Below are 16,297 nucleotides of genomic sequence, written 5' to 3' on the forward strand. Positions count from 1 at the left end.
AGTATTTTTACACAAAAACCAAATATCCGACTCTAAACATACTCTGAGACGCGCGAAATTCTTTAGAAAATGGTTTCTTAAATTTGCTCGTCTCATGGAGGTGATAGAGAATGTCTTTGTACATTTAAAATAGTGGCTAACCACAAACTGAAAGCTTTATCCCCTCCCCACTTTTGAAATGGGGAGATGAATCGTGTTTTAAACTAAGCGGCTTTCATAACAGATTTTTCTAAGACCTGTTTTGCTTCTTTAATGAGAGTTTTGTATTTTCTGTTCTCTTCATCTACTCTGAAGGCATCAAGAAGACGCATATGAATAGGACCTAAAAGATATAAAACTTTTTCACCAGCGTTCATACCTTCCCAATAACTTGGCAAATCAAAGCGTGTATCATGGTCATAATCAACAGCTTGGGTTCTCAGTTTCTTTTCACATTCAATAAAGTAACGGCGTGCTTGACGTCCTTTCTCATTGCGTTCAACCATGGAAAGTTCTTTCGCCATGTCTAAGGTGAGGTGATATTCTATGCTTGGACGACCGCCTTTAGGTTTTACTCTTTTTTGAGTAAAACTCACAAAGTCTTGATTTTCTTGAAAGGTATTAGGTTTCGCTAAATTTTTAGCGAAACTTATAAAGTCCTTATTTTCTAGGAAGCCGTATTCTTTAATACGGTTTTTTATCCAATCTCTAAAATTAGAATTGACTTCCAAAAATGTATATAATTCGCGTGCGTTGACGGTTTGAACTGTTTCTTGATCGATCGTTTGTTCTGTAATTTTAATAAGAGTGTTCATAATGAACTCCTTGTTGATTAGGCTTTCTATTGACATCCTAAGAGGATGCCGGGTGCTAGAAAACACGGCAACAAGCCCGTCGTTACGCCTTTCCCCATGAGGGTATTGTATAGCGTAACTACACCCGACAAGACCGTTATATGCTACAGCATATAATGAGTCAAAATCTTTAATGTGCGGAAGACTGATTATTTCGGCAACCAATCCGCTTGTTGTTTTAAGGTGTTTTCTAGGCACCTGATTCGACAATAGACACATTGTTATAATCCTGTCAAGCCTCTCCTGATATAAAAGACGCCCATTGTTCTAAGAGGACACGGCGCTGTTCTAAAAAATCCGTTCGCATGTAGGCTTTTGTCACTGAACTCCCAACTGTATGTGCAAGAACAGTTTCGGCAATCTCAAATGGTGTTGACGTTGTCTCTGCTATCCAATCCCGTAAGCTTGAACGAAAACCATGGGGACGATAAGTTAAGCCGCAAACTGTCATATACTTTGCCATGGTGGTATCCGAAATGGGGTTGCCTCTAAGACCAGAAAAGAGAAAACCATTCTTTTCAAAGGGGAGAGTTTTTTCAATAACTCTCAAAGCTTCATCACTTAGTGGCACGCGAAAGTCTGAAACTTTCCCTACAATGCCCTTCATATTTTCTTTTGGTATCGTCCATATATTTTTATCAATTTGTTCAAGGCGCAAATAGCGCAATGGATACGACCGTACTCCAGTCAAAATCAAGNTGAACATTTTGAATAAATTTTCCCAATAAAGCTTTTGCTTTTGGTACCAATTGCATGTCCACATCTATACCACGTGCTGCGGCATGTTTTATAGCAATATTCAAACGTGATAAAGCCTTGCTCGCTGTTTCATTTTTTGTTTTCCAAATAGGCAACAAACACTCTTTTATATCAAATTGCGTTAATTCAGTAATTGCTATATCCCCAAGTTTAGGAAAAACATGCAATGTAAGAGGTGCTAACCACCTTGCTGCTTTACCTTCATTTTTCAATTCGCTTTTTTTGGCTTCAAAAGCACTTAAAACTATTTTTTGTAAAGAAATACTATCAACTGCCTGCCGTAATTTTTCATTTTTCCTTTTACGAATCGGGTCAATACCTTGGTGCAAAAGGTCACGGCAAGCTGTAGCTTTAAGCCTCGCTTCTTTCAAAGATACAACGCTACAAGAGCCTAATCCCATTTCACGACGTTTTTTATTGAAATCAAATCGAAAAATCCAACGCCCTTGATTTTGGGCTGTTTTGATAAGCCATAGCCCAGCTCCATCAGCATATTTTCCTTTAGATAGATTTTTTACAGATAAGACAGACAGTCTATCACGTGTTCTCGTTCTGCTAACCACCTTCTGAACCACCTTTTAAAAACCACCTTCTGAACCACCTTTTGAATCGCACTTGGAGCGATTTCATTTGATAGCAAGATTATATACAAAAGGCAATTTTATAAATAAAATCAAATAAAAACAGTTAGTTATAAATATAGAAAAAAGTAAAACGCGCAATCAGGTGATAGCGTAGAGAATTCTAAATAAAGAAAAAATAGGTGCACGCCGTCCGCACCACTCTATGTAAATTTTCTTTATTTTCTCATTACTTAGATAGTAAAAACTCTCTTTAAGTTTACTGTTTGCAACTCTATAACGGTATTATAAAGTGATAACTGTAATAATATGAAAGACGAAGCAATCCTTCTTTGCCAATAAATGTTTCAACCACACCTCGTGAACTAAAAATTTTTTATTCTTAACAATTAAGAATCTGAGTAACTCTTCCTTACCTCCTCATTCTCACTCAAAGTCAAAGCCCCCTTTTTTTTACCATAAAATAGTGTTTACAATGCATAAAATTAAAAAATAAAGGCCCTATCAAAGAAATAGGACCTCTTAAATTTAAGCTCCTTTATCCTACAAAATTAGAATTTGTAAGCTATTCCTGCGCGAAAATCATTCGTCTTATACTTAACTTCAATCTCGTCTTTAAATTTCCTTTTACCAAAATCTGAGTAACGATATTCCGCACGCACAACAAGATGGTCTGTCATTGCAAAATCAACACCACCACCGAGAGTATAACCAATCATCGTTTTTGTTACATCCGATGTCCTATTAAATGGCTCACCTCCCGTAATTACTGTCGACAAAATATCTTGAAACTGTCCATAAGCAACACCACCAGCAATATAAGGCATCACATGCCCCGCAGAAAACCCAACACGCACCCGTGTAGCACCTGTCCATTTTTGTTTTAACGTATGATTAAACGTTAAACTGTCTTTCTCTTCTTTATCCTCTGCAGAAGAGCGAGAAAAGTCTCTACCCTGTCTTCTGACAAGTTTTGCCTTTTTTCGACTTTTTCCTTCTGTACCTAATTCCTCAGTATCAGTACCCGATCCTTCAGTACCCGATCCTTCAGTGCCCGATCCACCAGTGTCAGGACCACCTGCACTCGTTTCATCAGCCTGAAATCTTGTTTTTGTATCCTTTTTTTCCGTTAAAAGCATATCCGTATCAATCCCCACAATAAAATTATTACCGAGATCAAAATTAACACCCGCATAAAAACCACCTATAAATCCAGAAAGCTCAGGCATATACTGCTTCTCGACAGGCACCCATGGTTTACTTTTACTCTCCTCATCGGGATAGAGAGGAATATCAACATCACGCGTTATTGCAGAAGTCTTACTTGAAAAGCCACCAACTTGCCCCCCGAAATAAAAACCTGCCCAAGAAAAAGGTGAAGAAGCAACAACTTCTGAGGCAACATGTAATGGCTCTTCGTGAGCCACCACATCTGCAGCCTGTACTATAGAAGGTGAAATCAAAGAAAAAACAGATGCTGTTATAAATTTTGTATTCATAAAATTATACCCCATTGCTAAATTTATATAATCAAAAATCACATTTAGAAAAACAAAGTTTTATAAAATCTTATGCTGCAAAATCGCATGTACTCCTTTATAGTTACATTTAAATCTATTACTATATTAATATATCATTACATCAAAATTTAATATTATCAAATAAATTTTAAAATATTATAATAATGATTACTTAAAATAATAAATATTTAATAAAAATACCTATTATCTTGTCAAAAGAAGGAAATATAAAACATTTTGTATTAAAATTACCGCAAAAAAATCACAAAATAGTATACTTTATGCCTTTTTTCATGAAAAAAATCTAAAAATGATGTAATTATTTTTAGAGAATCGATGTTTATTGACAATATTATAAATACCTCAATATTCTTACATCCAAAATGCATACTGTAGATTCTACATAGTATAAAAAAGCATCTATTTTATACTAAAATCATACTTTTTTTTACCATTTTCTAAAGGATGAGATTATTAATTACACACAATATCATTATCCTTCTAAATCTTGTCCCCAAACAAAAATTCTCAATCATTTTATTTAAAAATTGCTCTTCCCCTACTGATTTCTATATTATCATCTGCCTTTATTGCAAAACGGTCTTTATTAGGAAAAGTTATAAAACATCCCTTCATACAAATTGTAATTGTTTGATGAGTATTTAAAGAAATTTTTGAAGGTATACTTCCTTCAACAACAATAAGAGATTGCATCTTTAAATCAGTATTCTTCACTGTTGCAGCAAAAGCTGTTATGGTAAAAATACTTAATAGAATAACTGTAATCAAAATATAAGTATATTTCAGCATTCTAAGATTCCTTCCTCAGCAAAACGCTTATATAGGCTAAATTGAAGAGCATTGGTTACATGAGAAGATGAGGTAATATTAGGCACATAAATAGCCAAATTAAAGGAAAAACTCTTACGATCAAATGCTGTAAAACTCACCTGTGGGATAGGATTTTTTAAAACGCCTTCTGTCGCAGAAGCAATCTCTAACAAAATTTCAGCAACATGCTCTGGAGCAACCTTAGATGATACAGTAACTGGTATATCAATTCGTCCTACTTTATTACGTCGTGTCCAATTACTAACGTTGTTATTAATAAGGCTTGAATTGGGAATAATAATCGTCTTACGCTGAATTGTCTCAAGTTCCGTTGCACGCACACTAATACGCTTAACAACCCCCCCTACTGATCCAGATTCTATATAGTCCCCTATTTTAAATGGTCTTCCAACTAAAATAATAAGTCCAGAGACAAAGTTTTGGACAATATTCTGTAAACCAAAACCTATACCAAGTGAAAGTCCTCCAGCAATAAGAGCGAAATTTCTAAGATCCAAACCTGCCATTGATAATCCGGTCAAAGAAGATACAACAACGCCTCCATAACTTATCACTGTTTTGATAGAATTACGTATACCAGAATCGAACTCTCCATGAACCAACACCACATTATCTAACCAACCAATAAATCGGCGAATAAGAAACCAGCAAACACAAAAAGAAATAATTCCTGTTACAAGAGAAATCAAAGAAAGACTAATATTTCCAATCTGAAAACCGGTCACCGATTGCCACAAAACTGCTTTTAAATCAGAATAGGAAAATCCAAACTGTACAGCAATTGGCATTGCACAAAATATAACAACAAATAAATTGAGAAAAACGCTCACAAAAACTCCCAATTGATTCATCGTTTTTTCTTCTAAATGAAACCTCTGCATCAAAAGATGACCAACCGTTGTTTTCATAAATTGGTCTTTAGTTCCAAGTGCTTGAGCGCTTTGTATTCCTAAATACATGAGAACTAAAAATGCTCCATCAATCATAATTTGCTGCGTAATAAAACGCGCAAGTCCAACGTAACCTAAAAAATTCAATACAAAGAGCAGTAACCCCAAGCCAATAAGAGGAATGCGTATATAAAATGGCCAAAAGTATGGCTCTTTTTTTTCTTCTTGAACACGCCTACGTCTAAACCGCAAAGGTACAAATGATATTATAAATAGCAATATCGCTACAAGAAAAACAGCAATAAAACTTTTAGCAATTGTTAAAGATAGAGGCGCTGAAATGATTTGATAAATACTATCAAGAACAGCGTCAAATGCCAAAATACCCCCTAAAGAAGTGAGTAAAATCACTAATTGATAAGCAGACGATGATGTAATCTTGAGAAGACCTACATGGGGCCTATTCGATGATAGAAGAACAACAGCTAATCGATTGATTAAAAATAATAAAATAATTTGACAACCTATCATATCAAAAACTGTTGTAAGCTTACCTGGATCTAAGTTAAAACTACGAAACAAAAACAACACAAGATAAACGCAAAGAATACATACAAGTGAAGGTAAGAGAACTGAAATAAAGGCGATCAATAAGCGTTGTAAATAAGATATTTCCTCATTAGACTTCGTAAAGTGGCAATACACATGAACAAGAACTTTTTGAGAAAAATACGAAAGTCCCAAAGTAATAAAAAGTGGAATTAAAAAGCAAAGAAATAGTTGTAAAAACTTGAAGTAAAATATAAAATTCCACCAAGAATTTAACAACACAAGAAAATCTGATGAAGCCTCTTTTGTTTTTTGGACGAGATGTTTAACCATCGGAATCGAAAACTCAAGCCTATACGTAAGCGTGCGTTTAAAAAGCTCCCGAGATTGAGAAATAGAAAGTTCAGCTATTCTATTTGCCGCTAAGAAAATTGCTTCAAAACGAAGCATGATACTGTTAATTTTAGCTTTTTGCTCTATCAAGTAGGAATATTCCTTCACTGAGCTTTTCAGTTTTTTCACGTCACGATGGAGCTCCATTAATTGATCAAGAAGTGTATTAATTTCATTAAGAGTAGGACGCAAAACAAATGCTGCCTCAATAGCACGTTCACTGATATCTTGTGCACGTAACCGTAATTCTTCTAAAGCACGCTCATCTTCTGGTTTTCTGTCAAAATCTCTTTTTAAAGTTTCAGTATTTTCTTCAAGAGTCTCAATAATCAACTGTTGTTGCTGAATAATTTCATCAACTGAATAAGAAGCTATCGTTTGTTCGACAATTGTATTTTGTGCCCCCCTATTACCCCATGCACCAGAATTAAATACAAAGATAATCCCCAAAAGAAGGAAAAGTATGTGGATGTTTTTTCTACAAAATGAATACATATCTACCTTATGAGCACAAAAGGGATTTTATTTTTCTCTTTTAAATATGGTATAAAGTAGATATTTTCAACTTTTATAGAATAATCTTATAAAAGCTTTCCCTTATCCTATAATACTGGTAATAAGATAAAAGAATGATAAATAAGCTGAACTCAATAAGATTAAAGAAGGCACTCTAGCATGTTTTTTTTGCACCTTTATTGCAAAAAAGAAGATTTTCTTCCTTTGACAACCTGGATTTTTCTATCCAGTTTAGGTGTATTCTTGACGAGCAACCTAGAAACACGTGCTTATTTAATCAAACAATCACACACCAATAATGTCATTAAAACGAATAGATTTGATTTACATCATAAGTGTGATCAGGTGAATGTTACCACAACTGAAAACAAAAAACTTGTAACACTCCATACAGAATCTATTTTTATGAGGACCTTTCAAAAAATCCTAACATTGGATTTCTTTTTAATAAAGATTCCAGCTGTTGACACACGATTTCGTAACGTTAAAACACAATATTTCTCAAATAAACGCGCTCCTCCCAATGAACATACTTAATTCTCTTCCTTGAATATAAAAACGATCATCTTATTTTACTTGTGCTTTTAACTTTGAATAACTGTTAGATTGCCTATTTACGGAATATATCATGCGTACACCTGGTTGGTTAACTACCCTTTATTGTTTTATTCTTTTAAGCAGCATTTATGTTGCCTTACCCAATTTATTTTCACACGAACAAGTTAAAAACTCGAAATTCTTACCCGACACCCGTGTAGCACTTGGTCTTGACCTTCAAGGAGGCTCTTCTCTCCTGCTCGAGGTTGATAGCAAAACGTTAAAACGCGATCAATTACACATCGTTTTAAGCAATGTGCGCAATGTATTGCGTGAAAAACAAATCCGTACATCAAATGTGCGTATTGTTGAAGATAGCGTTGTCGCGCTTATTTCTGATCCCTCACAAACTGAAAAAGCACTCTCTGCTTTGAAAACATTAATAATCCCCATACACAGTAGCTTTGGCACGACAGAACATAACATCACGATCAGTGCTCAAAATGAAATGTTTCGTATCACATTAACGGAAGCTGGTATAAAAGATCGTATAAGCAATGCTATTGAACAAAGCTTAGAAATCATCCGGCGCCGTATAGATCAAGTTGGTGTTTCAGAACCAGCCATCCAAAAGGTCGGAAATGACCGTATTATGGTCCAATTGCCTGGTTTACAAGATCCAAAACAATTACGTGATCTTTTAGGAACAACTGCCAAAATGAGTTTTCATCTTGTTCCTTCTAATGTGGATCCCAATAATCCACCGATAGGTGTTTCAATTCTTCCTGGATATACTGATGAAACGCAACGCTATGCAATTTATGATCAAATTGCTTTAGATGGAAATGTCCTGAAAGATGCCCGTGCAGGTTTTGACCCCCAAATACCAGGACGTTCCATTATTTCATTTACGCTAGATTCCGCTGGCGCAAAAATATTTGCCGATATAACACGACAAAATATTAACCGTCCTTTTGCCATTGTTCTGGATAATAAAGTTTTAACCGCTCCGACCATCAATAGTGTCATTCCCAATGGACAAGGTCAAATTACAGGAAACTTTGACTCCAAAGAAGCCTCAACTCTGGCTGCTCTGCTTCGTGCTGGTTCCCTCCCCGCACCACTCACGGTCATTGAAGAGAGAACCGTAGGTCCAAATCTTGGTGCTGATGCCATCCAAATGGGACTTTACACCGGCATAATTGGCTTTATTCTTGTTGCAATTTTTATTTTTCTTCTCTACCGTATTTGGGGATTAATTGCCAATATAGCACTAGCTCTGCACACGATTTTAACATTTGCTGCACTGAGTCTTTTGGGAGCTACGCTTACGCTGCCTGGTATTGCTGGTATTATTTTAGGCATCGGTATTGCCGTTGATGCTAATATCCTTATCAATGAACGTATCCGTGAAGAAAGTCGAAAAGGTGTGGGTGCTTTTGCAGCCCTAGATCGTGGATTTAAACACGCTTTTGCAACCATTGTTGATGCAAATGTTACGGCAATTATAGCGACTGTCTTACTATTTTGGTTCGGCACCGGTCCCGTTCGTGGTTTTGCCGTAACAATGTTGCTTGGTATTATCATCTCCATGTTTACAAATATCACCATTGTACGCATCATCATGATTTGGATCGTTCGTAAATGGAAAATTAAAAAGTTGCATATTCACTCTGCTTTCAACATCATGCCACAAAACACAACTTTCCACTTTATGAAAGCACGTTTCATTGGTATTGGCGTCTCAATTGTTTTATCAATGGCTTCAGTTTTTCTCTTTTTTAAGCCTGGATTGAATTTTGGTATTGATTTCATTGGCGGAAGCCAAATGAGTATTACCACGAAAGGACCAGCAGATCTAGCAACTCTGCGTTCCAAGCTTTCTACTCTTAATATTGGTGAAGTTACCTTGCAAAATATTGATAACGAAAATACCGTATTAATTCGCATGCAAAAACAAAGCGGTGGCGAAGCACAACAAACCACCGCCATTGATAAGGTCAAAACAGCTGTACAAAATATCTATCCCGATACCACATTCGATCAAATAGAAGTTGTTGGTCCCAAAATTTCAGGTGAGCTTGCCACAGCTGCTTTTACTGCTGTTATTCTTGCGGCTATTGCCATGTCTCTCTATATATGGTTACGCTTCGAGTGGTTCTTTGCCATTGGAGCAATTATCACTCTCATTCTAGACACCACAAAAATGATTGGCTTTTTTGCTTTGTTTCAATTTGATTTTAATTTAACGGCTATCGCCGCACTCTTAACAATTGTTGGATATTCTATAAATGATAAAGTTGTCGTCTATGATAGGATGCGCGAAAATATGCGTCTTTATAAAAAAATGCCGTTGCGCGAGCTGATTGATCTGTCAATTAATCAGGTTCTTGTACGTTGTTTTTTTACATCAGCCACAACAATTCTTGCGATGCTCCCCATGGCGATATGGGGTGGAAGTGCTGTTCATAATTTTGCATTACCCATGGTCTTTGGGATTATTATTGCAACATCATCCTCTATCTTTATTGCTGCTCCTATTTTACTCCTGCTAGGAAATTGGTGGCGTGAGCGAAATAATCGTGCAAATATCAAAGTGAAATAAAAATGCCCTTTAATGCGTATGGTACATCTCGCCTCTCTTCTCATAGAAATATAGTCGTTTTCATTCATTCGCTTTTTGATCAAGAATAGTAAATAATCCATGCTCCACGACACACCACTTATCACAACTATTGTTGCAGGCTTATGTTTAGCATTTCTCTTGGGAATGATTGCTAGCCGTTTACGTATTTCACCCCTTGTAGGCTATTTGTTAGCTGGTGTTATTGTGGGACCCAATACAGGCGGATTTAAAATAGATTCCGTCATCATTAATCAACTTGCTGAAATTGGTATTATTTTGCTGATGTTTGGTGTTGGGCTCCACTTTTCATTAAAAGACCTTTTATCTGTCAAAGCTATTGCTGTCCCCGCTGCTATTGCACAAATGGCATTTTCTACTTTTCTAGGTTTGTGCCTTGGTCTGATTATGGGATGGGGCTTTAGTGGTAGTTTGATTTTCGGTCTTGCTTTATCCATAGCAAGTACCGTTATCCTGCTACGTGCTTTGCAAGAGCGTCATCTTATTGAAACAGAAAAAGGACGCATTGCCGTTGGATGGTTGATTATTGAGGATTTAGCAATGGTCCTTATACTTGTCCTCATCCCTTCCTTGGCAAGTGCCCTCAGCAATACCAAAAAAGAAGCGTTGGATCCTCTTGTTCAATGGTTGGATTTAAGTATTTGGGGTATTTTTGGTCTCACCATCCTGAAGGTAATTGTATTTATTGCACTTATGCTCGTCATTGGGCGACGCGTTATCCCATGGCTTTTAAAAATGAGCGCACAATCGGGATCACGTGAATTATTTCGTCTTAGCGTCTTTGCTATTGCATTAGGAGTAGCTTTCGGAGCCGCTCATTTATTTGGAGTTTCTCTTTCTCTTGGTGCTTTTTTTGCTGGTATGGTCATGAGCGAATCAGAATTAAGCCACCGTGCCGCGGAAGAATCTTTACCACTGCGCGATGCTTTTTCTGTTCTCTTTTTTGTTTCTGTAGGCATGTTATTTGACCCCGAGAAACTCTTAACTCATTTTTTCCCTCTCTTAGCAACCTTATTCATTATCGTAATCGGAAAATCTGCTGTTGCCTTTTTCATCGTTAAAGCTTTTCGCTATTCTAATGCAACAGCTTTGACTATTTCTGCAAGCCTTGCCCAAATCGGAGAATTTTCCTTTATCCTTGCTGGTTTAAGTTTAAGCTTAGGACTTTTAAACAATGACGCTCATGATTTAATTCTTGGAGGAGCAATTTTTTCTATTTTGCTCAATCCTCTTGTTTTCATTGCCTGTAATAAAATTAAAAAACGTCTAGAAAAAAATTCTGCATCTTCACAAAATACCCAAACAATTATTGATATTGATCCACAAGATCCTGACCAAGATTTTTTACCGATGACCTTAAAAAACAACCATATCGTAATTATTGGCTATAGTCGTATCGGTAAGTGTGTTGCATTATCTTTAATAAATAGAGGTGAACCTATAGTGATCGTAGAAGAATCAAAACGCCTCTCTGATAAAGCGATTGCAGATGGCTTTGAGGCTATTTGCGGCAATATCATTCAACAAGAAATAATGAACGCAGCAAATATAAATAATGCACATAAAGTTGTTATTACAATGCGAAGTACCATTGAAGTAGGAGAATGTATCGTGAATATCCGTGATATGAAGAAAGATATCCAGATAATCACACATGCATTATCCGACACAGAAACAACATATCTCATTGATTTAGGTGCTGATGTTGTAGTAACAGATGATGAAGAAATTGCCAATGGCATTATAGAGTATATAACAGAACGAAGATCTGTAAGGAATATGCTCAATCATGAAAATTTACAGAAAACATAAAATGGATACAGAATCGTGAAAATAAAGCAATTTATATGGCCATTGATTGGTATCTTAGCAATGCTGGTATCTATTCGAATTCTTTATATGAAGCTCTCTGCCATTTCATTTGGGGATGTATTGGAGCGCTTGAGCAATTTAAATGCACAGCACTGGTTATTAGCCTGTTTATGTTCTCTCCTAGCTTATGCTGCTCTTGCTGGATATGATCGAATTGCCTTGCAACATCTAGGCCATAAAATTTCTTGGATTTTTATCGCTATATGTTCATTTACAACCTACGCTCTTTCACACAATATCGGTGCTTCAGTTTTTTCTGGTGCCGTTGTACGCTATCGCGCCTATAAAATGAAAGGATTAAACGGAACAGAAATCGCAATATTAGTAGGTTTTTGCTCTTTTACTTTTGTAATCGGCACAATCTTACTTTTGGGAATCGTTTTGGTGCTGCAACCCGAAATTATCACCCTCATTCATAAAGAACTTCCTGAATGGCTCGGAACAACGGCTGGAGCAATTTTACTCAGCTGTATAGCACTTTATACGTTTGGCAGCTGGCTTCAGTTAAAGCCCTTACGCTTGGGGAAGAAAATTCAACTTTCCTATCCACGACTGAAAATTGTTATTCAACAGCTTCTCATTAGCCCTCTAGAGCTTTTAGGAGCAGCAGGAATTATATATGCTGTTCTCCCACATAACGCAGATATTCATTTTATCTCTGTTCTTGGTGTTTTCCTAGCGTCTTTTACGATAACTCTTCTCTCTAATGCTCCAGCAGGAGGAGTAGGAGTTCTTGAAGCTCTTTTCATAACAGGCATGCCCAATATAAATCCAACCGATGTTATTGCAGCACTTATTGTCTTTAGAATGTTTTATTTGATTATACCGCTCATCCTTTCATTATTTGTGGTCGTCATTTTTGAGGCGCAACAATATTGGAAAAGAGCCCCCAAAACACCACCTGAATAAATAAAAGGCTATCAATGACTTCTTTTTTTATGTACCTATAAAAGAACAAAACACCATCGTGTTGCCAATTTACATATCTTTTTTAAGAAACCTCTTTCAACGCTCTTCTCCATTACACAACAATACCCATAAATGGTATAATAGTAAAGCTATTGTTGCACCATCATCTTTATACTTAATAAAAGAGCAAGCCTGTGCCATTATACTATTTTTCCAATGTTATGATAACTTTTAGCACTTAAGAACATTAATAAGAATTATTTTTATGCCTTTCTTCAATAGTCTTTATCCACACGTTAATCCCATTTATGATGCAAAAATGAATGATTTTAATTAATTCATTATAAGAGGGATTGAAACAAAAGAAGTTTATGATAGTAAAGTTTTTTTTAAATAAAGAATAATCAATTCTTTATAAATCAATATATTATAATGAATCTGTGTGGCTTTCTTAATATTTATATTTTTAGAGGTTTAGCTAACGGAAAGACAGCATAGCGTAACCACACAGCTTAATATTTTAAAACTTTAAGCCTCATTAAAGTTTATTGTCTTTCGTTTAACAGGTATTAGCTTTAAACAATTAAACTGATCTAATTTTATTACTTGTATGTCCAGCTAACTACTTTATTTTATCTTGATTTACCCTCTTGGAATACTGATGATTGTTACAGAAGTTTTTTGTTTAAGCGGGAGAGTTATCAAAAAATATCCACGCTGCTGACACAACTAAAGTGTAAAGTTTCTTCTGTCTTTAAACAATATGCTAAAAATCCAAAAAAAATTTAATCAATTTATATTAAAAGAAGTGAAAACTGTTGATTTTTATACCCCTTTAAATAACACAATTGTCGGTAAGAGGCTTCTCCTTACCAATTGCAACTTAAAAAAAGAAACAATACGCATTAAAAGATCTTTAAATGTCCTTTGGAAGTTCTTTGAGTCCCCTAAAAAGTACAAACACCGATGACTAAGCTATATCAACAATCTTCACTTTTAAACAAACAGATATGGGGAAATCCTACTGCCCAATTTTATTTAGCAACTCGTACCTTAAAAAAAATTACGCAATCAATAAGTTATTTACGGTATAAAATAAAATGGTGGGTGATGAGGGGATCGAACCCACGACCCGCTGATTAAGAGTCAGCTGCTCTACCGACTGAGCTAATCACCCATAAGCTTCTCAAAAGACGAGAATGAGCGTTTCTATAACGCTCCTAAGGATAGATGTCCAGATATTTTGTTGTTTGTTATATAAACTCATTGTCTGTAAGGTTAAAAATATGATATTCACCACTTGATCTTATATAAAAATAAACCCATTATAAGAAGCTTTATAAATAAATGTTCTGATTGTTATACAGAACCTATAGTTAGAGGATTATCGAGCATAATGCCCGAGCGAAAATTAGAGGAACCTTCTTGTGGTTGTAAGCGGGATGGGGCATCATTTTGTTTTATCAACAATCACATGCATTCAAGCAATATTGTGCTGTTTTTTTCTTTGAATATAAGTTTTTTACATTCAATGTTCATGATCCAATATACGAATAAAAGACTATGAATTTTTTTTGTCAATCGCGCGCTTTTAAGCTTCTAAAAGGTAAGGAATGATGGAATGGATCACTGATCCCCATGCGTGGTTTGGTTTGATCACGCTGGTTTTTCTCGAAATTGTTTTAGGAATAGATAACCTTATCTTTATTGCAATTTTAGCTGAAAAATTGCCACTGCATTTGCGTGACCGCGCACGCTTTATAGGTCTTACTTTAGCATTAATTATGCGGCTTTTCCTTCTTACCGTTATTGGATGGGTTATGAGACTCGATAGGGTCATTCTTTCACTTTCATCTTTTGTATTTAGTTGGCATAGCTTTATTTTAATCGGTGGTGGAGCCTTTTTGCTCGCAAAGGGAACGCTAGAATTACATGAAAGGTTAGAAGGAGTATCACATGAAAGAAAAACAGGCGTTGGTTATGCTGTTTTTTGGCAAGTAATCGTCCAAGTCGTGGTGCTGGATGCCGTTTTTTCACTAGACAGTATTATTACCGCAACAGGTATGATTGCAAAAGAGCAGGCAGCAGTTATGTATATCGCAGTCATAGCTGCTATGGGAGTAATGATGTGCGGATCTGGTGCTCTTATGCGTTTTATTAATCGTCATCCCACTATTGTAATCCTTTGTCTTGGTTTTTTGATGATGATTGGTTTTACTCTCATTGTTGAAGGATTTGGTTTTCATATTCCAAAAGGGTATTTGTATGCTGCTATTGGTTTTTCTGTTCTCATCGAAGCTTTTAATCAAATTGGACGTCGTAACCGTGAAAAAATGATTAAAACGAATGATCTACGCAGTAGAACAGCTGATGCTGTTTTGAGGCTCTTAGGAGGAGGAAGCAAAGATAGTCACCTTGCTGAGACTGTAGATGTTATTGCTGAACAGGCCGCAGCTTCTGAGTTGTTTAGACCAGAAGAAAAGGAGATGATTCGTGGTGTTCTCGATTTAGCTGATCGCCCTGTTCGCTCTATCATGTCGCCGCGTAATGAGATTGAGTGGTTAGATTTAAATGCTGATGAAAATGAAATGCGTGAAGAATTACAAAAGGTTAAACATAGCCGCTTAATTCTTGCGCGTGAAAAAGTGGATGAATTTGTTGGCGTTGCGTTGACAAAAGATCTTCTTTTGAATTTGGCTGAGGGGAAAAAGATTAATTGGAAAAAAGCTATGCGAGAACCCCTCGTTGTTCATGAAAATACAAGTGTTTTACGATTGATGGAGCAATTACGTCATTCTTCGATTCAGCTTGCAATTATTGTTGATGAGCATGGATCTTTTGAAGGAATTGCAACACCAACCGATATTCTTGAAGCTATTGCAGGAGACTTTCCTGATGACGATGAAGAACTCATGATCGCAGAACAACTTGAAAATGGCAGTCTTCTTGTTGAGGGATATGCTGATATCCGCCGTTTAAGTGGTTATCTTGGGCGTAACCTTGTGGATGAAGCAGATCGTTATACGACTCTGGCAGGCTTTATGCTTTGGCAGTTTGGTCATTTACCAAATGAGGGAGAAAGCTTTGAAACTGATGGTTTACACTTTAAAGTGATTGAAATGGAACGCAGAAACATATCTAAAATCCTTATTTCTCCACTTGTATCACCAGAAAAAAGCTAGTTCTTTTTACAAGCAAAATGAATAAAAAGATTTTTTTATGATTAAAAATTGAAAAGAATAAGCAGTTGATAACTCAATTGCATTTCATTATTTTTATATTTTTTTAAGCGTAAAATAATGACATACAAAAGTTATATTATCAATGAACTTTCCATTATAAAAAATTTTCATTGATGATTGACGAAAAGCTGGGAGAGAGAAAATGGTGCAAAATTATTTGTCAATGGTCATTAATCTCAAAACAATGAATATATACAATA

Annotated in this window: 9 protein-coding genes, 1 tRNA gene and 1 pseudogene; 5 read left to right on the top strand and 6 right to left on the bottom strand. The window is 35.8% G+C overall.

Features of this window, described 5'->3' with window-relative positions:
* Positions 1–203: 203 nt before the first annotated feature.
* From ACFIK4_RS07815 to ACFIK4_RS07835, 5 genes and pseudogenes are all read right to left on the bottom strand, one after another.
* A complete protein-coding gene (locus ACFIK4_RS07815) occupies positions 204–794 on the bottom strand; it encodes an antA/AntB antirepressor family protein (protein ID WP_375675690.1) in 591 nt (196 codons plus the stop codon).
* 271 nt (positions 795–1,065) lie between these two features.
* Positions 1,066–2,155, bottom strand: a pseudogene (locus ACFIK4_RS07820) (tyrosine-type recombinase/integrase).
* A gap of 569 nt (positions 2,156–2,724) precedes the next feature.
* Positions 2,725–3,672, bottom strand: a complete 948-nt coding sequence (locus ACFIK4_RS07825; RefSeq protein WP_375629670.1) for an outer membrane protein — start codon at positions 3,670–3,672, stop codon at positions 2,725–2,727.
* Positions 3,673–4,230: 558 nt separating this feature from the next.
* Positions 4,231–4,503 (bottom strand): hypothetical protein, encoded by a 273-nt coding sequence (locus ACFIK4_RS07830; RefSeq protein ID WP_375675692.1) that lies wholly within the window; start codon positions 4,501–4,503, stop codon positions 4,231–4,233.
* Positions 4,497–6,872: a mechanosensitive ion channel domain-containing protein gene (locus ACFIK4_RS07835; RefSeq protein ID WP_375675694.1), complete on the bottom strand. Its 2,376-nt coding sequence runs from the start codon at positions 6,870–6,872 to the stop codon at positions 4,497–4,499. Before ACFIK4_RS07835 ends, ACFIK4_RS07830 begins: the two co-directional genes overlap by 7 nt.
* A 180-nt stretch (positions 6,873–7,052) precedes the next feature.
* Here ACFIK4_RS07835 and ACFIK4_RS07840 point away from each other — a divergent pair, with 180 nt between their 5' ends.
* The 4 genes from ACFIK4_RS07840 (at position 7,053) to ACFIK4_RS07855 (ending at position 12,855) form a co-directional block, all read left to right on the top strand.
* Entirely contained in the window at positions 7,053–7,430 is a 378-nt protein-coding gene (locus tag ACFIK4_RS07840) for a hypothetical protein (RefSeq protein WP_375613487.1), read from the top strand.
* Between the two features lie 91 nt (positions 7,431–7,521).
* Entirely contained in the window at positions 7,522–10,035 is a 2,514-nt protein-coding gene (gene secD, locus ACFIK4_RS07845; protein WP_375675697.1) for a protein translocase subunit SecD, read from the top strand.
* 99 nt (positions 10,036–10,134) lie between these two features.
* Positions 10,135–11,886 carry a YbaL family putative K(+) efflux transporter gene (gene ybaL, locus ACFIK4_RS07850; protein ID WP_375613485.1) on the top strand — a complete coding sequence of 584 codons (1,752 nt, stop codon included), beginning with the start codon at positions 10,135–10,137 and terminating at the stop codon, positions 11,884–11,886.
* 15 nt (positions 11,887–11,901) lie between these two features.
* On the top strand, positions 11,902–12,855 hold the full coding sequence (locus ACFIK4_RS07855) for a YbhN family protein (protein WP_375613484.1): 954 nt from the start codon (positions 11,902–11,904) through the stop codon (positions 12,853–12,855).
* Positions 12,856–13,956: 1,101 nt separating this feature from the next.
* Here the strand turns inward: ACFIK4_RS07855 and ACFIK4_RS07860 are convergent.
* Positions 13,957–14,032: transfer RNA gene (locus ACFIK4_RS07860), tRNA-Lys, on the bottom strand.
* Between the two features lie 436 nt (positions 14,033–14,468).
* On the opposite strand from ACFIK4_RS07860, the gene ACFIK4_RS07865 reads away from it, so the two are divergent.
* Entirely contained in the window at positions 14,469–16,037 is a 1,569-nt protein-coding gene (locus ACFIK4_RS07865; protein ID WP_375612149.1) for a TerC family protein, read from the top strand.
* The last annotated feature ends 260 nt before the right edge of the window (positions 16,038–16,297 follow it).

Source organism: Bartonella sp. AP9QHHD (assembly GCF_042195625.1).
Classification (GTDB): domain Bacteria; phylum Pseudomonadota; class Alphaproteobacteria; order Rhizobiales; family Rhizobiaceae; genus Bartonella.

Bases quoted from the DNA above. Each gene is read 5' to 3' on its own strand.
- ACFIK4_RS07815 (WP_375675690.1), bottom strand. From the start codon at position 794: ATGAACACTCTTATTAAAATTACAGAACAAACGATCGATCAAGAAACA.
- ACFIK4_RS07825 (WP_375629670.1), bottom strand. From the start codon at position 3,672: ATGAATACAAAATTTATAACAGCATCTGTTTTTTCTTTGATTTCACCT.
- ACFIK4_RS07830 (WP_375675692.1), bottom strand. From the start codon at position 4,503: ATGCTGAAATATACTTATATTTTGATTACAGTTATTCTATTAAGTATT.
- ACFIK4_RS07835 (WP_375675694.1), bottom strand. From the start codon at position 6,872: ATGTATTCATTTTGTAGAAAAAACATCCACATACTTTTCCTTCTTTTG.
- ACFIK4_RS07840 (WP_375613487.1), top strand. From the start codon at position 7,053: ATGTTTTTTTTGCACCTTTATTGCAAAAAAGAAGATTTTCTTCCTTTG.
- secD (WP_375675697.1), top strand. From the start codon at position 7,522: ATGCGTACACCTGGTTGGTTAACTACCCTTTATTGTTTTATTCTTTTA.
- ybaL (WP_375613485.1), top strand. From the start codon at position 10,135: ATGCTCCACGACACACCACTTATCACAACTATTGTTGCAGGCTTATGT.
- ACFIK4_RS07865 (WP_375612149.1), top strand. From the start codon at position 14,469: ATGATGGAATGGATCACTGATCCCCATGCGTGGTTTGGTTTGATCACG.